Source organism: Streptomyces sp. NPDC047886 (assembly GCF_043204435.1).
GTDB lineage: Bacteria > Actinomycetota > Actinomycetes > Streptomycetales > Streptomycetaceae > Streptomyces.
Map to the genome: position 1 here is coordinate 17,574 of NZ_JBIDCF010000007.1, position 17,997 is coordinate 35,570.

Consider the following 17,997-nt stretch of genomic DNA (forward strand, 5'->3'; position numbering starts at 1 on the left):
CCACCCGCTCCACCCCCGTCCCGTCATGAGGGAACCGTCATGAGACTCACCCTCAGACAACGTGCCGAGAGGAGGCAGATGAGGCAGTTGATGACCGCCGAGGCCGATGTGCTCGGCGAACTACGCCGGTTACGGGCCACGCTCCCGCAACTGACCGGGGCGCTCACGGCAAGCGCCGACGGGCTCGTCCTGGCGCAGGACACGCTCGACGGCGAGGCGGAGGGCGTCGCGGCGCTGACCGCCGCCGCCCTCGGCGTCGCCCTGCGGCTGACCGACGCGACCGGTCAGGGCGGCTTCCGGGAGCTGCTGGTCCGGGGCGAGCACGGCTACATCGCGACGTACGCGGCGGGCACATCGGCCGTCCTCACCGTGCTCGCCGAGCCCCGCGTCAACGTCGGCCGGCTGCACCTGGAGGCCCGGCGCTCCAGCGCCCGGATCGGCGCGCTGGTGGACAGCGCGCTGGAACGCCGCGAACCGACCTGACCCCCGACCACAGCCCCCGGCACCGGCCCTCGCCGCGTCGAGGCGCCGCCAGACCTCACCCACGTACTCCACCCCCCGTACCAGGAAAGGAATCCGCATTCCCATGGCCAACACGGAAACCGCCCTCAAAGAGGCGACCACGATCATCGACGGCGCCCTCGGTGCCGCCCTCGTCGACTACACGAGCGGCATGGCCCTCGGCACCATCGGCGGCGGCAAGGACCTGGACCTGACGGTCGCCGCCGCCGGGAACACGGACGTGGTGCGCGCCAAGGTGCGCACCATGGAGATGCTCGGCCTCAACGAGGACATCGAGGACATCCTGATCACGCTCGGCAGCCAGTACCACCTGATCCGGCTGCTGAAGTCCCGGGGCTCCAACGGGCTGTTCCTCTACCTGGCGCTGGACAAGAACCGGGCGAACCTGGCGATGGCGCGCCACCAGCTGAAGAAGATCGAGGCCGACCTGGAGATCTGAGGGTCAGCGGCGGCGCCGCGCCCCACCGGGCGCGGCGTCACCCGCCGCGATGCCGGTCGTCCGGTACGCGGTGACGGGCTTGCCCACCGGGCCGCCGACGAGGCCCTTGCCCAGCCGGTCAACAGGCACCCACAGCAGCGCGTCGGCGGCCAGTTCGCGACGGCCGAGCCACACCGCCTTCAGCCACAGCCCGGCGCCCGCGCCCGCGAGCACGAGCCCGCCCGCGCCGGGCAGCGCGAACGACGAGCCGACGGCGGCGACGAACGCGGCGAGCAGCCACCACACCCGGGCGCGCCGCCATGTCCGCAGGGTCACCGCCCGGTCCTGGAGGAAGTCGGCGCGGGCGGCCCTGGTGGCGCCGTCGGCCAGCGACACGTACCGGCCGCGCCGTGCGAGGGCCACCGCGGCGGCCGTCACCAGGAACAGGGCGGCGCCGGCGAGCAGCCCGACGCGCCGCCCGGTCAGCCCGGGGAGCAGCGCCCCGACCCCGGCGGCGATCAGCCCCGGCCACCACAGGGGTGCCGCCCCCGCCCTCACGACCACGGCCACTCTTGCGAGCGCCTGCCCTCCGCGCGCCACATCCGCCTCCCTGCGATCGTCCGATGGTCATCGGTGCCGGTGTGCGGCGGCAGGGTACCCGCGCTTCCTTAAGGTTCCATGAGGGCGGGGCCCGCCCTCAGCCGGTCGTCAGTCGACGAACAGGCCCCGCGCGGCGGCGCCCGCGTCGAACTCCTCCAACCGGGCCTGGGCGTCCGGGAGGCCGTCGCACATCGCCTCCAGCAGGACCCTCCCCAGCAGCATCGGCGCGCACGCCGTGTCGAAGGCGAGGCCCGTGCCGACGGCGGCCGGGAGGAGCAGGTCGCTGTGGCGGGCGACCGGGGCGAACGCCGAGTCGGCGACCGTCACCACGGTCAGGCCGACCGTCCGCGCGTACGCGAGGGCCTCCACGACCTCCCTGGGGTGCCGGGGCAGCGCGAAGCACAGCAGCACCGAGGCGCCCGCCCGTACGGCGGCGTCGATCCGGTCGGTGAGCATCGTCCCGCCCTCGTCGAGCAGCCGTACGTCCGGATGGACCTTGGCGGCGAAGTACGCGAAGCCGCGCGCCTGCGACGAGGCGGCGCGCAGGCCGAGGACGGGCAGCGGCCGGGAGGAGGCGAGCAGGCGCCCCGCGCGTTCGACGGGTGCGGGGTCGGCGAGCACTTCGGCGAGGTGGCGCAGGTTCTCGATCTCGGCGTGCACGGCCTGCTGGTACCCGTTGAACCCCGTGTCGCCCTTGTCGGGTTCGCCGGGGACGGGCTCCACGGGCGCCACCTCGCGCAGGTGCCTGCGGAGCGCGGGGTAGCCGTCGAAGCCGAGCGCCACCGCGAACCGGGTGACGGACGGCTGGCTGACACCGGCGAGCTCGGCCAGCTCGACGCTGGACAGGAACGGCACGTCGGAGGCGCGGCGCACCATCCAGTGGGCGATCCGGCGCTGGGTCGGCGTCAGCCGGTGCCCTTCGAACAGCGCCTGGAGCCGTGCACCGGGACTGTCGCTCATCGCAGCTCCCCCTTCTCGTACCTATTCAGCCACCCATGCCCTTGCATGACCATATGCAAGCGGTGGGGCGGGGCGAAAGCGGGGGTTAACCCCACTGACGCGCGCCGCGCCCTTCCGTACGGTGATCGGTATGGAAGCCAGCGACACGGACCTCAAGCACGAGCTCGACGCCACCCTCCACGCCCGCAGGGAGCTGGGCACGGAGTACGAGTCGGCGCTCATCGAGTCGTTCCTGGAGAAGGTCGAGCAGCGGCTGGACGGGGCGATCGACCGCCGCGTGCGCCGCCAGGTGGCCGAGCAGCAGACGGCCGCCGTCCGGGGCGTCCGGCCGGGCGCCGCCCGTTCCCGCGCGGGGGGGCTCCGGCGCCGAGAGCTTCGGCGACCGCTTCGGGTTCGCGATCGTGTCGCTGGTCCTGGCGGTGCCGCTGTCGGCGATCGGTGCCACGACGGCGGGGTTCAAGGGCCTGCTGGTGACCTGGCTGGGCGTCGTCGCCGTGAATCTGGCGCACGCGCCGGGCGGCGTGCCGTGGGCCCGCCGGAAGCGGCGGAGCGGGGACGAGAAGTCCGACTGGGAGGGCTGAGCGGGCCTACGAGCCCGGGGGGCCGGCGGGGCCGGCGGGGGCGGCAGGGGCGGCTGAGGGGAGTGCGCACGTGCTCTGAGTAGGACTACTCAGGCGCGGGCAGCGGCGGCGTTCCTAGCCTTGACGGCATGATCAGGATTCCAGTTCGCGCCGCGCGGGTCCCTGAGCGGCCTCTGCCGCACGCCGTGCGCCGCCTCGCGGGGCAGGCCCTCGCCTCGTCGGCCGTCCTCGCGGCCTGGTGGCTGTGGAACGGCTCGTGAGGTACGGCGCGGAGGCACGTGGCCGGGAGGCACGGGACCCCGAGGTCCGGGGTCGGGAGACGCACGGCCCGGAGACGCGGGAGACCCCGCGCCCGCGGGCGCGGCGTGCCGGGACGGCGGCGGCGGCCCGGGAGACCGGCGGCACCAGCGGGGGCGGCGGGGAGGTGGCGGCTCCGCCGCGTGCCGGGCGGTTCTCCCTTGGGCTCGGGATCGCCGCCGTCGTCCTGCTGTGCTGTCCGCTCCTGCCGTCCACGGTCACGAACTGGGTGCGCTTCCTGCCCGTGTACTTCATCGTGCCCATGGGCATCTGGGCCGTCGCCTCGGGCATGGTCGCGCTGGGCGCCCTACGGGGCGAGGAGGGCGCCGACCGGCGCGCGGCGCGGGCCGGGATCGCGCTCGGCGCGGTGGCGGTGGTGGTGCCCCTGGGAGTGGTCCTGTGGGCGCTGTGGGCGCTCCGCGCGTACCTGTGACGCGCCGCGCGACCCCCCGGGAGGGGTTGCGCGGGGACCGCCGCACCCCCGTTGCCGGGGGGCGGGACGACGGCGGTCCCCGCGAGGGACACGGGCCCGGGTCAGGGCCGGTCTCCGCGTCCGGCGGCGTTCACTGGAGGTCCGGGAGCCGCTCCGGTTGTCCGTGACGCCGACAACGACAAAGGTGCCGGACGCGTGTTAAGCGGGTGCTGCCGGTACGTGACGCGCTCGTACCGATTGCGCGAAGCTCCCGCGCGATGTGGCCTACTTGCCGTCGCGGGCCAGGAAGGCGAGCAGGTCCTGACGGCTCACCACACCCGTCGGCTTGCCCTCGACCAGCACGATCGCCGCGTCGGCGGTGCCGAGTACGGACATCAGGTCGGCCACCGGCTCGCCGGAGCCGACCTGCGGCAGCGGCGGGCTCATGTGCTTGTCCAGCGGGTCGCTCAGGGACGCGCGCTGGGTGAACAGCGCGTCCAGCAGCTCCCGTTCGACGACCGATCCGACGACCTCGGCGGCCATCACGTCGGGGTGGCCCGCGCCCGGCTTGACGATCGGCATCTGCGAGACGCCGTACTCGCGCAGGACCTCGATGGCCTGACCCACCGTCTCCTCGGGGTGCATGTGGACCAGATGGGGGATGCCGTGCTCCTTGTGGTCGAGGACGTCGCCGACGCTGGCGGACGGCCCGGCCTCCTCCAGGAAGCCGTAGTCGGCCATCCACTCGTCGTTGAAGATCTTCGACAGGTACCCGCGGCCGCTGTCCGGAAGCAGGACGACCACGACGTCGTCCGGGCCGAGGCCCTCGGCGACGCGCAGGGCGGCGACGACCGCCATGCCGCAGGAGCCGCCGACGAGGAGGCCCTCCTCCTTGGCGAGGCGGCGCGTCATCTGGAAGGAGTCCTTGTCGGACACGGCGACGATCTCGTCCGTGACGGTCCGGTCGTACGCCGACGGCCAGAAGTCCTCGCCGACGCCCTCGACCAGGTACGGGCGGCCGGAGCCGCCGGAGTAGACCGAGCCCTCCGGATCGGCGCCGACGATCCTGACCTTGCCGCCGCTGACCTCCTTCAGGTAGCGGCCGGTGCCGGTGATGGTGCCGCCGGTGCCGACGCCCGCGACGAAGTGGGTGATCTTCCCGTCCGTCTGCTCCCACAGCTCGGGGCCGGTCGTCTCGTAGTGCGAACGCGGGTTGTTCGGGTTCGAGTACTGGTCCGGCTTCCAGGCGCCCGGCGTCTCACGGACCAGCCGGTCGGAGACGTTGTAGTAGGAGTCGGGGTGCTCCGGGTCGACCGCCGTGGGGCAGACGACGACCTCGGCGCCGTACGCGCGCAGCACGTTGATCTTGTCGGTCGACACCTTGTCGGGGCAGACGAAGACGCACTTGTAGCCCTTCTGCTGGGCCACGATGGCGAGCCCCACCCCGGTGTTGCCGGACGTGGGCTCGACGATGGTGCCGCCGGGCTTGAGGGCGCCGCTCTGCTCGGCCGCCTCGATCATGCGCAGGGCGATGCGGTCCTTGACCGAACCGCCCGGGTTGAAGTACTCGACCTTGGCCAGGACGGTCGCCTGGATGCCCGCGGTCACACTGTTGAGCTTCACCAGCGGGGTGTTGCCGACGAGGCTGATCATCGAGTCGTGGAATTGCACCGTAGTCTCCGGGGTCTCCGTAATGGTCCAGCCAGCGTAAGCGCAGTCGATGCGTAGGCGGATGCCGTTACGGGGCAGTTAGCTCAGAGACGGCTCGGAGGAGGTGGCTGCGCCTATGTCGAGGGCGAGGGTGGCACGGCGGATCGCCGCGGGTGCGGCATACGGGGGCGGCGGCATCGGCCTGCTCGGAGTGGCGGCCGTGGGGGTGCTGCTGGCCGAGGTGCACCTCGCCAAGCGCACGGTCGGCGGGGGCGTGGCACCGCTGCCGCCGGCCGCCGACGGGCTCTACGGCAGAGCCTTCGAGGGCGCCGACGAGCCGCTGAGACTCGCCCTCCTGGGTGATTCCACGGCAGCGGGTCAGGGCGTCCGCCGGGCGGGCCAGACACCGGGGGCGCTGATCGCCTCCGGGCTCGCCGCGGTCGCCGAGCGGCCGGTGGAGCTGCGGAACGTGGCGCTGCCGGGTGCCATGTCGGACGACCTGGAGCGGCAGGTGACGCTGCTGCTCGCCCATCCGGGGCGCATCCCGGACGTCTGCGTGATCATGATCGGCGCGAACGACGTCACGCACCGGATGCCGGCCACGCGGTCGGTGCGCTACCTGTCCGAGACGGTGCGCAGGCTCCGCGCGGCGGGCGCCGAGGTGGTCGTCGGGACCTGCCCGGACCTGGGCACGATCGAGCCGGTGTACCAGCCGCTGCGGTGGCTGGCGCGGCGGGTGTCGCGGCAGCTGGCGGCCGCGCAGACGATCGTGGTGGTGGAGCAGGGGGGCCGTACGGTGTCGCTGGGCGACCTGCTGGGGCCGGAGTTCGAGGCGAACCCGCGGGAGATGTTCGGTGCCGACAACTACCACCCGTCGGCCGAGGGGTACGCGACGGCGGCGATGGCGGTGCTGCCGACGGTGTGCGCGGTGCTGGGCGTGTGGCCGGAGCCGGAGCGGCTGGACGCCGACCGGCACGAGGGCATGCTGCCGGTCGCGCAGGCGGCCGCCGAGGCGGCGCAGGAGGCCGGTACGGAGGTCACGGGCGCCCGTGCGCCGTGGGCCCTGCTCAAGCACCGGCGGCGGCGCAGGCTCGCCACTCCCGAGCTCGCGCCGGAGACCACGGAGGTCCCGGCACCGGCCCCGGAACCGGGCTCCTGAGCGCGCCAGGACCGCCACCGGGTGAGCGAGCGCTTAGAAATGCGGTCCGCATCACACGTCCAGGTCGGTGACCGACGCGGTACGTACGGGTAACTTCCCAGGGAGCCAGCCCTACACCCCCTTGGAGCCGTGATGCCCGAAGCCGTGATCGTCTCTGCCGCCCGCTCACCGATCGGCCGGGCCTTCAAGGGCTCGCTGAAGGAGCTGCGGCCGGACGACCTGACCGCCACGATCATCCAGGCCGCGCTCGCCAAGGTCCCCGAGCTCGACCCGCGGGACATCGACGACCTGATGCTCGGCTGCGGCCTGCCCGGCGGCGAGCAGGGCAACAACCTGGGCCGGATCGTCGCCGTGCAGATGGGCATGGACCACCTGCCCGGCTGCACGATCACCCGCTACTGCTCGTCGTCGCTGCAGACCTCCCGCATGGCGCTGCACGCGATCAAGGCCGGCGAGGGCGACGTCTTCATCTCGGCGGGCGTCGAGATGGTGTCGCGGTTCGTGAAGGGCAACTCCGACTCGCTGCCCGACACGCACAACCCGCTGTTCGCCGACGCGGAGGCCCGCACCGCCGCCCGCGCCGAGCAGGAGGGCACGGACTGGCACGACCCGCGCGAGGACGGCCTCGTCCCCGACGCGTACATCGCGATGGGCCAGACCGCCGAGAACCTGGCCCGCCTCAAGGGCGTCACCCGCCAGGACATGGACGAGTTCGGCGTACGGTCGCAGAACCTCGCCGAGCAGGCGCTCAAGAACGGCTTCTGGGAGCGCGAGATCACCCCGGTGACGCTCCCCGACGGCACTGTGGTCAGCGCGGACGACGGCCCCCGCGCGGGCGTCACCCTGGAGGGCGTACAGGGCCTCAAGCCGGTCTTCCGCCCCGACGGCATGGTCACCGCCGCCAACTGCTGCCCGCTCAACGACGGCGCAGCCGCGCTCGTGATCATGTCCGACACCAAGGCGCGCGAGCTGGGCCTGACCCCGCTCGCCCGGATCGTCTCCACCGGCGTCTCGGGCCTCTCCCCCGAGATCATGGGCCTCGGCCCGGTCGAGGCCAGCAAGCAGGCGCTGCGCCGCGCGGGCCTGACGATGGGCGACATCGACCTGGTGGAGATCAACGAGGCGTTCGCCGCGCAGGTGATCCCCTCCTACCGCGACCTGGACATCCCGCTGGACAAGCTGAACGTCAACGGCGGCGCCATCGCCGTCGGCCACCCCTTCGGCATGACCGGCGCCCGGATCACCGGCACGCTGATCAACAGCCTCCAGTTCCACGACAAGCAGTTCGGCCTGGAGACGATGTGCGTGGGCGGCGGCCAGGGCATGGCGATGGTCATCGAGCGGCTGAGCTGAGCTGTAGCGGAGGGTAGGGGTCGCCGAGGCACGAGGCGGCACCTGCCCGCAGCGGTAGCGAGGCACAGCGCGAGCAGAAAAACGCGCGGCTGAGCTGAGCTGTAGCGGAGGGTAGGGGTCGCCGAGGCACGAGGCGGCACCTGCCCGCAGCGGTAGCGAGGCACAGCGCGACCGGAAAAACGCGCGGCTGAGCTGAGCTGTAGCGGCAGCTGTAGCGGCAGCGGCAGCGCGACCGGAAAAACGCGCGGCTGAGCTGAGACGGAACCGAGCCGAGCTGAGACGGAGCCGAGGCGAGGCGAGCCGTAGCCGAGCCGAGCCGGCCGGGATCGGGCCGCCGTGCGGGGCGGTTCGGCCGCTCGCCGCGTCCCCGTCGTGACCGAATCTCCCCCAGGATGTGACCTACCTCCCGGGGGAGATTCGTTTATGCAGGTCATAGTCGTGGGAGCGCGAAACATCAGGCCAAAAGACCTGTCCATTTCGTGACGTAATGCACTGACACCGGGCCCATGGCCACGCCAAGCTGATGTAGGAAGTCCGGGGGATCGATTGAAACCGGGAGTAAGTCAGTGAGCGCCATGTCTCTCGCCCTGCTGCTGACCACGGCCACCGCCACGGCCGTGGGCGCCGCTGCCCTGCACGCCGCCCACGGGCTGCGCAGGCAGGTCACCGCTCTGCGCAGCGAGCTCGCCGCCGCCCACACCGGCGGTCTCGGCCCCGCCGTCCCCCACGCCCGTGCCACGAGCCCGGCCGAGGAGATACGGACGGCCGTGGCCGAGGCCCTCGCCGAGGAGCGCGAGCGCGAGCTCGCCGAGGCGCGCGCGTTCTGGGCCGCCCAGGAGGCCCGTGACGCGGCGGACGCCCCCGGCTCCGCGCTCGGCGGCGCGGGCGGCCCGCTGGGCGCCGGCGACGAGGGCCCGTTCTTCGTACCGCGCCAGGCGGACTTCGCGGGTCTGGAGTCGCTGGACCTGGACGCCGAGTACGCCCGGTACGCGGACGAGCCCGACGCCCTCGCGGAGCTGGCCGAGCTGACGGACCTGCCGGAGCTGCCCGAGCAGTCCGGGTACGCCGAGGACTCGCCCGAGCTGGCCGCGGCCCGCCGCCGCCACCCGTCGCACCCCGACTTCGTGCCCGTCCAGACACCGGTCGTCACCGACCACGAGCGCACGGTGGCCCGGCTGGAGGAGCTCGCCGCGACCCGTACGGCGCTCACCGACGTACGGCCGGGTCCGCTCGGCACGCTGGACGTGTACGTGTTCTCCGACGGCACCACGCTCTGCATGACCCCGGGCCACCGGGAGACCGCCGAGCGCCTCGCGGACGCCCTCCACGCGGGCGACGCGCCGGTCCTGCTGGGTGGCTCCGGCGTCTCGGGGGCGTACGCCCTGACCTTCACCTGCGGCGAGGAGACCGTCTACATCCTCGCGGACCGCGTCATCGCCTCGCTCTGACCCGCCCGGCGGCTTACAGCGCCGCCCGGGCCGCCGCATCCCGGACCGAGGCCACCGCCTCGGCCAGCTCCCGGCGGGCGAGGTCCGCCGGGGCCGTCCGCAGAATCTCCGCCATATCGTTTCCGGCGACGACCACCTGGTCGGCGACGGCGAAGAGCCCCGCGTCCGGCATGGTCGTCGGCGCCTTCTCCGGGGCCTCGATCCGCTGTGCCCGGAGGGCCAACTCCCTTGCCAGCGCGAGCCCTTCGGCTGCCGCGCCGCGCTGGAGACGGCTCTGCGGGGCGGCCCGCAGACGGTCGGCGAAACGGTTCACGGCGGCGGTCAGTTCACTCGTATCAAGCACGCCGCGACCCTATGCGCCGTGAAGGCACTGTTGCCAATACGCGAACGCTCGGGCACGGTGACCTGAAGGAGCACACGCGCACAGCCTCCGGAGGCGCCGATGTCCCAAGTCTTCTCCGAAGAGACCCATCGAAATCTGCTCTCCCGCATCCCGCACTGCACCGGTCGTGAAGTGGCCGACTGGCTTCGCACCGTCGAGGAAGGCCCTTCCCTCGTCCGCTTCGAGGAGAAGGTCAGCTGGCTCCGGGGCGAACACAACCTCGCGTACGGGCACGCCAAGGCGATCATCCACGAGTACGACCTGCGGCGCGCCGCACGGAAGCTGTTGTAGGGAGGAACAGCGGAAGGGCCCGCCCGGCAGTGCCGGGCGGGCCCTTCCCTCATCTCGCTGTGCCGGGTCCCAGACGGTCGGCGTGGGCGTCAGTCGTCGCCCTGCAGGATCGAGATCAGCCGGAGGAACTCCAGGTAGATCCAGACCAGGGTCATGGTCAGACCGAACGCGGCCAGCCAGGACTCCTCACGCGGGGCACCGTAGGTGACGCCGTCCTCGACCTGCTTGAAGTCCAGGGCCAGGAAGCACGCGCCGAGGATGATGCCGATGATGCCGAACATGATGCCGAGGCCGCCGCTGCGGAAGCCGAGGCCGTCACCGCCGCCGAACAGGGCGAACAGCATGTTCACGGCCATCAGCAGCACGAAGCCCATCGCGGCCGCCATCACGAAGCCGTAGAAACGGCGCGTGACGCGGATCCAGCGCATCTTGTAGGCGATCAGGACACCGGCGAAGACCGACATCGTGCCGAGGACGGCCTGCGGAACCGCGCCCGCCGCGACGTACGTCGTGACGGCGCTGGAGATCACGCCCAGGAAGACGCCCTCGAAGGCCGCGTACGCCAGGATCAGCGCGGGGGCCGGCTTGCTCTTGAACGCCTGGATCATCGCGAAGACGAAGGCCACCAGGGCCGCGCCGATGCCGATGCCGTACGACGTGGTCAGGTTCTCCGGGTCGACCGGCAGCAGGAACCAGGCGAGCGCCGCTGTGACGAAGACCGTACCGAGCGTGATCGCGGTGCGGGACACCACGTCGTCGATGGTCATGGCACCGGTGCGCGCCGGAGCCTGCGGGGCGCCGAGCTGGACGTCCTGCTGGGCGTACGGGTTGGTGGCGTACGGATTCGTCCCGTACGGGGCGGTTCCAGCGGCGGGGCCCCCGGCCTGCTGCTGCGCGTTGAAGCCCGCGTAGCCGTTGTCGCGGCTGAACCCCCGTCGCGAGAAGACCGGGTTGCTGCTCCTCATCTCACTCCTCCATGGCCGCCGTGCGCGGCCTTGGGGCAAGCGTAATCGGAGGGCAAAGGAAACACCCTAGTGCTCGGGGAGGATCTTCTTAACGGATACGCATCGGCGGGCGCATCCACCGAGGTCGTCGGTGGATGCGCGGCGGACGTGATGAGTGCCCGGAGCCGGACTCGAACCGGCACGGCCTGAGGCCAGCGAGGTTTAAGCTCGCCGTGTCTGCATTCCACCATCCGGGCAGTACGCGCGGCTCCGCGTTGGCACACGAGCCTATCCGGGGCGGTCCCCCGAACAGCGGAACAACGAGCCGATGTTGTCTTATTTTATTGGCGCTTGAGGGTGTGTCAGCGCAGGTGAGCGGCGGCGCACGGCAGCCCTGGAGGGCTTGCGGGCGCACATGCCCCCGGCAGGGAATGACGGAAAGTCGCCGCCGGGAACCACTCTTCCGGTGACGTCCCGCCGGGGGTTCCTCGGGCTCCCTCACCCGGACGGGCCACTCAGGGGTGCCGTCATACCTCAGGAGGAGGGGCGGGCCCACCGGTCCGACTCCAGGCTGCCCCGGGAACGGGCATGCGGACGGACGTCCGGCGGCCCGGCGGCGACGACGATGGTGTGGTCCTCGAACAACGCCACGAAACGCCGTGACAGGAGCTCCTCGTGATCACCACTCCCACCGCACACCGCGCCACCGCGGTGGCCGCCCGCGCCACGGATCTGTCCAAGATCTACGGAGAGGGCGAGACCCAGGTCGTCGCCCTCGACCGGGTCACCGTGGAGTTCCGGCAGGGCGAGTTCACCGCGATCATGGGCCCGTCGGGCTCCGGCAAGTCGACGCTGATGCACTGCGTCGCCGGACTCGACACCTTCTCCAGCGGCTCCGTGCGGCTCGGGGAGACCGAGCTCGGCGCGCTCAAGGACAAGCAGCTGACCCAGCTGCGCCGGGACAAGATCGGCTTCATATTCCAGGCCTTCAACCTGCTGCCGACGCTGACGGCGCTGGAGAACATCACCCTCCCCATGGACATCGCGGGCCGCAAGCCCGACAAGGCGTGGGTGGACAAGGTCATCGACATGATCGGCCTGTCAGGCCGGCTGAGCCACCGCCCCGCCCAGCTCTCCGGCGGCCAGCAGCAGCGCGTGGCCGTGGCCCGCGCCCTGGCGTCCCGCCCGGAGATCATCTTCGGTGACGAGCCGACCGGAAACCTCGACTCGCGCTCGGGCGCCGAGGTCCTGGGCTTCCTGCGCAACTCGGTACGGGAACTGGGCCAGACCGTCGTGATGGTCACCCACGACCCGGTGGCCGCGTCCTACGCCGACCGTGTGGTCTTCCTCGCGGACGGCCGGATCGTCGACGAGATGCTCGACCCGACGGCGGACCGCGTGCTCGACCGGATGAAGGAGTTCGACGCCAAGGGGCGTACGAGCTGATCCCCGCCGGGGCCGCCGCGCCCCGGGGGCCTCCCCGACACCGGACCGCCCACCACCTCCAGGACACACACCTCATGTTCCGTACCGCCCTGCGCAATGTGCTCGCGCACAAGGCCAGGCTGCTGATGACCGTGCTCGCCGTCATGCTCGGCGTCGCCTTCGTCTCCGGCACCCTGGTCTTCACCGACACCCTCAACCAGGCCTTCCGCAACCAGTCGGCGAAGAGCTACGACGATGTCGCGGTCGCCGTCACCACCTACGCCTCGCCCGACGACCCGAAGGAGTCGGGCGTCCCGCAGGCCACCGTCGACCGGATCGGGAAGCTGGACGGCGTCGCCTCCGCCACCGGCCGCGTCGACGGCTTCGCCGGCGTCCCCGACAAGAACGGCAAGCTCATCGGCGTGGGCTGGTCGAACAAGGGCGCCAACTTCGCCCCCGGCACGGACGGCAAGGACCCGCGCTACGCCTTCACCGAGGGTTCGGGCCCGGTCGCGGCCGGCCAGATCGCCCTCGACCGGGCGACCGCCGACAAGGGCGCGTACAAGGTCGGCGACTCCGTGCGGGTCGCCACCAACGGCCCGGTGAAGGAGTACACCCTCCAGGGTGTGTTCACCACCGACGACGGCGCGGTCAGCGCCGGCGGCAGCCTCGTGCTGTTCGAGACGCGGACGGCCCAGCGGCTCTACCTCAAGCCGGGCTTCTTCAAGGACGTCATCGTCACCGCGGCGCCCGGCGCCGACGACGGCAGGATCCTCGCCGCGGTCGAGCCGCTGCTGCCGGAGGCGGCGGAGGCCCAGACCGGTCAGGCCCTCGCCGACCAGCAGGCCAAGGACATCGAGGAGGGGCTCGGCGCCCTGAACAAGGTGCTGCTCGCCTTCGCGTGCATCGCGCTCTTCGTCGGCGTCTTCCTCATCTACAACACGTTCGCGATGCTGGTCGCCCAGCGCACCCGGGAGGTCGCGCTGATGCGGGCCGTGGGCGCGTCCCGCCGGCAGGTCAGCCGCTCGGTGCTGGCCGAGGCCGCGATCGTGGGCCTGGTGGCCGCCTCCGTGGGCTTCGCCCTCGGTGTCGGTCTCGCGGCGGGGCTGCGCTCCGGCATGGCCGCCTTCGAGCTGAAGGTCCCCGACGGCTCGCTCGTGATCGGGGCGACCCCGGTGATCGCCTCGCTGTCGGTCGGTGTCCTGGTCACCATGCTCGCCGCGTGGCTGCCCGGCCGCCGCGCCGCGAAGATCCCGCCGGTCGCCGCGATGAACAGCGTCCACGCGGCCGGCACCCCCAGGTCGCTGCTCGTCCGCAACATCATCGGCGGGGTCATCACCCTCGTCGGCGGCGGTCTCATCGTCATGGGCGCGAACAAGGGCGGTGACATGGGGCAGCTCGCCATCGGCGGCGGTGCCTTCCTCGCCCTCATCGCGGTGATCATGATGGCTCCGGTGCTGGCCCGCCCGGTCGTCGCCCTGGTGCGGCCGATGCTCGCCCGGGTCTTCGGGGTCTCCGGCAAGCTCGCCGCGCAGAACGCGGTGCGCAACCCGCGCCGCACCGGCGCCACCGCCTCGATGCTGGCGATCGGCCTGACCCTGGTCACCGGCCTGTCGGTGCTCGGCGTCACGGTCGGCCAGTCCATCGACCGGATGACCACGGACCAGATCAAGGCCGACTACATGGTCAGCATGGCCAACGGCGGCGGGCTGGACGCGTCGGCGATGGCGGCCCTGGAGAAGGCTCCGGGCGTCACCGCCCTCTCCCCGCAGCAGTCCTCCTCGTTCGAGGTGAAGGACCAGTGGGTGTCCGTGTCGGCGGTCAAGCCGGCCGACGTCCAGCAGGTCCTGAAGATCGAGCAGGTCGGCGGCTCCCTGGACTCCCTCGGCGCGGACCGGATCGCGGTCGCCGAGAAGACCGCCGACAAGCAGGGCTGGAAGGTCGGCGACACCCTCCCGGTGACGTTCAACGACGACAAGAAGGGCCGGGTGACCATCGGCGCGGTCTTCAAGGACAGCGAGTTCCTCTCGCCCGTCATCGCCGACACCGCCCTGGTCGACGCCCACGACCCGAACCCGTTCATCTTCCAGATCTTCGTGAAGACGCAGGGCGGGGAGTCCGAGGCCAACGAGAAGGCCCTGGCCGGCGCGCTCGGCGACAACCCGGCGATCACCATCATGGACAAGCAGGACATCCGCGAGCAGTTCGGCGGGATGATCAACATGATGCTGAACATCATGTACGGCCTGCTCGCCATGGCCCTGATCATCGCGGTGCTGGGCGTGGTGAACACCCTGGCCATGTCGGTGTTCGAGCGGCAGCAGGAGATCGGCATGCTGCGGGCGATCGGGCTCGACCGGCGCCGGGTGAAGCGCATGGTCCGCCTGGAGGCCGTGGTGATCTCGCTGTTCGGCGCGCTCGTCGGCATCGCCCTCGGCTCGTTCCTCGGCTGGGCGATCGGCGAGTCCATCAGCTCCAGCCTGCCGGACTACGCCCTGGTCCTGCCGTGGGAGCGGATCGGGATCTTCCTGGTGCTGGCCGGTCTGGTCGGTGTGCTGGCCGCCATGTGGCCGGCGCGCAGCGCGGCGAAGCTCAACATGCTGAACGCCATCAAGGCCGAGTAGCCGTACGCCGTCGAGGCCGAGCGGCGGTACGCACGGCCGGACGGTGAGAGGGCCGGGTTCCCCGAGGGGAGCCCGGCCCTCACGCGTGCGCCGGGTCAGGAGCCCGCGCAGTACTCCATCAGATGGTCGTGGTCGGCCCTGAACCGGTCGTACAGTCCGGCGTGCTCGATCCTGAGGAGCGTCTCGTCGTTGGCCCGCAGCGCCGGGTACGTGTAGTTGTGGCTGCCGGTGAAGACCAGCTTCCGGCCGGGCGTGCCGTTGTAGGTGCCCTCGACGAGCAGGTACTTGGAGTGCAGGCCGACCTTGGGGAGCCCGCCGTCGCGGTTCTCGGCGCACTGCACCCGCTTGGTGAGCTTCCCGTACAGGACGTTCTCCACGGCGGCGCTCGTCGAGCCGGACGCGCCGTCGTGCGCCAGGGTCACCGAGCAGCCCGCGTTCTTGAGCGCGACGAGCTTGGCGGCGACCTCGTCACGGGTGAACAGGCTGGCGGCCATCCGGACCCGGGTGCCGGCGGCGCAGCCGACGTTGTCGAGGATCAGCTTGACGGTGTCGGTGGAGGCGTCGTTGTCGTACGCGGTGCCCGCTGCCTCGCGGCGGGGGAAGAAGTACGCCTTGTACGGGCCGCTCGCGGGCGTCCGGTAGTAGTGGTCGAGGCCGGTCGCAGAGGTGCCGTAGGACAGCAGGTCGGTGAAGTACGCCTGGTAGATGTCGTACAGACCGGCGTCCACGATGGTGACCGCGTTGTTGAAGAGGTCGGTGCGCTGGGTGTTGGTCATGTTGGCCGAGGTCTGCACGACGACCTTGTCCGCTCCTCCGGTGGAGGAGAACAGGAAGAACTTGTTGTGGTTGATCGCCCCGTCGCTGTCGCCTGGCAGCTTCCGGGTGCCGACGCAGCCCCGGCCGGCCGGGCAGGCGTACACCCAGGACGACCTGGTGCGGTCGGTGCCGAGCGCCGCCGCCAGGCGGCTGTACTCGCCGCCGGTCATGACGGACGACGTGTGGTCGAGGATCACCTTGACGTGCACGCCGCGGGCCTTGGCGGCGGCCAGCGCGTCGGTGACCGCGTTCTCGGTGAACGTGTACATCACGACGGTGATCGTGGAGCCGGCCGGGGCCTGCCCGATCAGGCCCGTGATGTGGTCGCGGATCCGGCTCTGGGCGGCGGTGCCGCCCGCCGGGTCGTTGAACGTGGCGGTCGTCGTGACGGCGGCCGGCTGGACCTCACCGCGTACGACGGCGCCGGGTGCCGTGGATCCGGGTGCGGCGGTGCCGGCGATGAGGCCGGCAGCGGACAGCAGGCCGAGCAGCCACGTGGTGCGGCGGCGCAATGGAACTCCCCTTCGGTGCTCTCGGGAAAGGCGGGGCGCGTGACGCGCCCCGCCTCGATGAGCCGTGAAGGGTCGAACGTATCAACTGCCGCCTGGCGCGCTCCAGATGCGCGAGCGCAGCGGCAGACCGGAGGCGCCGCCCTCCGGGGTGCGCACCGCGAGGATCTGGTTCACGCCGATCCGGTTGCGCTCGAAGGAGATCGCGGACGCGGCCATGTAGAGCCGCCAGACCCGGGCCCGGCCGGGTGAGGTCAGCCGCTCGGCCTCGGCCAGGCGCGTCTCCAGGTTGGTCACCCACTGGCGCAGCGTCAGGGCGTAGTGCTCGCGGATGGCTTCGACGTCGCGGACCTCGAACCCGGCCTCTTCGAGCGCGCTGGTGGTGCGGCCGACGGGAGCGAGTTCCCCGTCGGGGAAGACGTACGCGTCGATGAACGCGTCGACGTGGTACGCCTCCTCGTTCCGCTCGGGGCGCCGGGCGATCTGGTGGTTGAGGAGCCGGCCGCCCGGCCTGAGCAGCGCGTACAGGTTCTCGGCGTACGCCTGGTACTGGGCGGCGCCGACGTGCTCGGCCATGCCGATGGACGAGACCGCGTCGTACGGGCCGTCCGGGACGTCCCGGTAGTCCTGGACGCGGATCTCGACGCGGTCGGCGAGGCCCTCGTCCGCGACCCGCTTGCGGGCGTAGGCGGCCTGCTCGGTGCTCAGGGTGATGCCGACGACCGTCGCACCGTACTCGCGGGCGGCGTGCAGGGCCATGGAGCCCCAGCCGCAGCCGACGTCGAGGAGCCGGTCGCCCTCCTTCAGGCCGAGCTTGCGGCAGATGAGGTCCAGCTTGTCGCGCTGGGCGTCCTCCAGGGTGCCGCCCTCGGTCCAGTAGGCGCACGAGTAGACCATGGAGGGGCCGAGGACCAGCGCGTAGAAGTCGTTGCCGACGTCGTAGTGGTGGCTGATGGCCTCCTTGTCGCGGCGCTTGGTGTGCAGCGGCCCGCTGCGGCGCCTGACCTCCTCGACGGGCGGGGCGGGCGGCGGCCACGGCCCGGCGATCCTCAGCAGATCGAGGGCGGCGGCCCGGAACCGGGGGTCGCGTACGGCGTGGACGACGTCCTTGGCGTCGCCGCCGCGCTCCCAGATGAGGCCCGCGAGCCGGTCGAGCGCCTCGTACAGGTCGCCGTCGACGTCGAGTTCCCCGGCCACCCAGGCACGGGCGAGCCCGAGTTCGCCCGGCTTCCACAACAGCCGCCGCAGGGCCCGACGGTGGCGGACGACCAGAGCGGGCGCGTCGGGCGGCCCCGCCTCGCTCCCGTCCCAGGCACGGATCCGCAGCGGGAGCGGAACCCCCAGCAGGTCCTCGGCGACAGCGGCCAGCCGCGACGCGGCGTCGGACATGGTGCACACCTCCGTGACGGTCGATCCCAGAAATGCTCTGCACCACTTCAACACCGTCGGCGACAGAATGCAGTCCCGAAACCACATGACGTCGCGGGCAATGTGCGCGACCGGCGCGAACCCGCCGGGCCCCATGGGCGGAGCGCCGGTCACCGCGCCGGTCACGCGCCGGTCACCGCTCCCGTCACCGCCGCGGTCACCGCACCCCGTCACCGCC

Annotated in this window: 17 protein-coding genes, 1 tRNA gene and 1 pseudogene; 11 read left to right on the top strand and 8 right to left on the bottom strand. The window is 71.9% G+C overall.

Going from position 1 to position 17,997, the window contains the following annotated elements; all coding sequences use genetic code 11:
• Positions 1–78: 78 nt before the first annotated feature.
• Positions 79–483 carry a roadblock/LC7 domain-containing protein gene (locus tag ACGF5U_RS22925; protein WP_392715008.1) on the top strand — a complete coding sequence of 135 codons (405 nt, stop codon included), beginning with the start codon at positions 79–81 and terminating at the stop codon, positions 481–483.
• A gap of 103 nt (positions 484–586) precedes the next feature.
• A complete protein-coding gene (locus ACGF5U_RS22930) occupies positions 587–961 on the top strand; it encodes a hypothetical protein (protein ID WP_392715009.1) in 375 nt (124 codons plus the stop codon).
• A 3-nt stretch (positions 962–964) separates the two neighbouring features.
• Here the strand turns inward: ACGF5U_RS22930 and ACGF5U_RS22935 are convergent, their stop codons facing one another.
• Together ACGF5U_RS22935 and ACGF5U_RS22940 are read right to left on the bottom strand one after the other, a co-directional pair.
• Positions 965–1,540, bottom strand: coding sequence for a hypothetical protein (locus ACGF5U_RS22935; RefSeq protein WP_392715010.1), 576 nt, complete (start codon positions 1,538–1,540; stop codon positions 965–967).
• Between the two features lie 108 nt (positions 1,541–1,648).
• Entirely contained in the window at positions 1,649–2,500 is an 852-nt protein-coding gene (locus ACGF5U_RS22940) for a MurR/RpiR family transcriptional regulator (RefSeq protein ID WP_392715011.1), read from the bottom strand.
• Positions 2,501–2,630: 130 nt separating this feature from the next.
• Between ACGF5U_RS22940 and ACGF5U_RS22945 the strand changes: the two are divergent.
• The 3 genes and pseudogenes from ACGF5U_RS22945 (at position 2,631) to ACGF5U_RS22955 (ending at position 3,811) form a co-directional block, all read left to right on the top strand.
• Positions 2,631–3,081, top strand: a pseudogene (locus ACGF5U_RS22945) (hypothetical protein).
• A gap of 128 nt (positions 3,082–3,209) precedes the next feature.
• Positions 3,210–3,341, top strand: a complete 132-nt coding sequence (locus ACGF5U_RS22950) for a hypothetical protein (protein WP_392715012.1) — start codon at positions 3,210–3,212, stop codon at positions 3,339–3,341.
• Complete coding sequence (locus ACGF5U_RS22955) at positions 3,338–3,811, top strand: hypothetical protein (protein WP_392715013.1); 474 nt, start codon at positions 3,338–3,340, stop codon at positions 3,809–3,811. Before ACGF5U_RS22950 ends, ACGF5U_RS22955 begins: the two co-directional genes overlap by 4 nt.
• 264 nt (positions 3,812–4,075) lie before the next feature.
• On the opposite strand, the gene ACGF5U_RS22960 is transcribed toward ACGF5U_RS22955, so the two are convergent.
• The gene (locus tag ACGF5U_RS22960) at positions 4,076–5,461 is read right to left on the bottom strand and encodes a cystathionine beta-synthase (RefSeq protein WP_392715014.1); all 1,386 of its coding nucleotides are present in this window, start codon (positions 5,459–5,461) and stop codon (positions 4,076–4,078) included.
• A 115-nt stretch (positions 5,462–5,576) separates the two neighbouring features.
• Between ACGF5U_RS22960 and ACGF5U_RS22965 the strand changes: the two genes are divergently transcribed.
• The 3 genes from ACGF5U_RS22965 (at position 5,577) to ACGF5U_RS22975 (ending at position 9,400) form a co-directional block, all read left to right on the top strand.
• Positions 5,577–6,599, top strand: coding sequence for an SGNH/GDSL hydrolase family protein (locus tag ACGF5U_RS22965; RefSeq protein WP_392715015.1), 1,023 nt, complete (start codon positions 5,577–5,579; stop codon positions 6,597–6,599).
• 132 nt (positions 6,600–6,731) lie between these two features.
• Positions 6,732–7,952 (top strand): acetyl-CoA C-acetyltransferase, encoded by a 1,221-nt coding sequence (locus tag ACGF5U_RS22970; protein WP_392715016.1) that lies wholly within the window; start codon positions 6,732–6,734, stop codon positions 7,950–7,952.
• Positions 7,953–8,527: 575 nt separating this feature from the next.
• A complete protein-coding gene (locus tag ACGF5U_RS22975; RefSeq protein WP_392715238.1) occupies positions 8,528–9,400 on the top strand; it encodes a hypothetical protein in 873 nt (290 codons plus the stop codon).
• A gap of 13 nt (positions 9,401–9,413) precedes the next feature.
• Here ACGF5U_RS22975 and ACGF5U_RS22980 read toward each other — a convergent pair whose 3' ends face one another.
• On the bottom strand, positions 9,414–9,743 hold the full coding sequence (locus ACGF5U_RS22980; protein ID WP_392715017.1) for a hypothetical protein: 330 nt from the start codon (positions 9,741–9,743) through the stop codon (positions 9,414–9,416).
• A 99-nt stretch (positions 9,744–9,842) separates the two neighbouring features.
• Between ACGF5U_RS22980 and ACGF5U_RS22985 the strand changes: the two genes are divergently transcribed.
• The gene (locus tag ACGF5U_RS22985) at positions 9,843–10,073 is read left to right on the top strand and encodes a DUF4287 domain-containing protein (RefSeq protein ID WP_392715018.1); all 231 of its coding nucleotides are present in this window, start codon (positions 9,843–9,845) and stop codon (positions 10,071–10,073) included.
• A gap of 89 nt (positions 10,074–10,162) precedes the next feature.
• Here ACGF5U_RS22985 and ACGF5U_RS22990 read toward each other — a convergent pair whose 3' ends face one another.
• Positions 10,163–11,038: a Bax inhibitor-1/YccA family protein gene (locus ACGF5U_RS22990; RefSeq protein ID WP_392715019.1), complete on the bottom strand. Its 876-nt coding sequence runs from the start codon at positions 11,036–11,038 to the stop codon at positions 10,163–10,165.
• A gap of 155 nt (positions 11,039–11,193) precedes the next feature.
• A tRNA-Leu gene (locus ACGF5U_RS22995) sits at positions 11,194–11,274 on the bottom strand.
• Positions 11,275–11,692: 418 nt separating this feature from the next.
• Here ACGF5U_RS22995 and ACGF5U_RS23000 point away from each other — a divergent pair.
• Both ACGF5U_RS23000 and ACGF5U_RS23005 read left to right on the top strand, forming a co-directional pair.
• Positions 11,693–12,463 (top strand): ABC transporter ATP-binding protein, encoded by a 771-nt coding sequence (locus ACGF5U_RS23000; protein ID WP_392715020.1) that lies wholly within the window; start codon positions 11,693–11,695, stop codon positions 12,461–12,463.
• Between the two features lie 74 nt (positions 12,464–12,537).
• On the top strand, positions 12,538–15,066 hold the full coding sequence (locus tag ACGF5U_RS23005; RefSeq protein ID WP_392715021.1) for an ABC transporter permease: 2,529 nt from the start codon (positions 12,538–12,540) through the stop codon (positions 15,064–15,066).
• Positions 15,067–15,161: 95 nt separating this feature from the next.
• On the opposite strand, the gene ACGF5U_RS23010 is transcribed toward ACGF5U_RS23005, so the two are convergent.
• A complete protein-coding gene (locus tag ACGF5U_RS23010; protein ID WP_392715022.1) occupies positions 15,162–16,394 on the bottom strand; it encodes a phospholipase D-like domain-containing protein in 1,233 nt (410 codons plus the stop codon).
• Between the two features lie 81 nt (positions 16,395–16,475).
• A complete protein-coding gene (locus ACGF5U_RS23015; protein ID WP_392715023.1) occupies positions 16,476–17,780 on the bottom strand; it encodes a class I SAM-dependent methyltransferase in 1,305 nt (434 codons plus the stop codon).
• Positions 17,781–17,997: the final 217 nt, after the last annotated feature.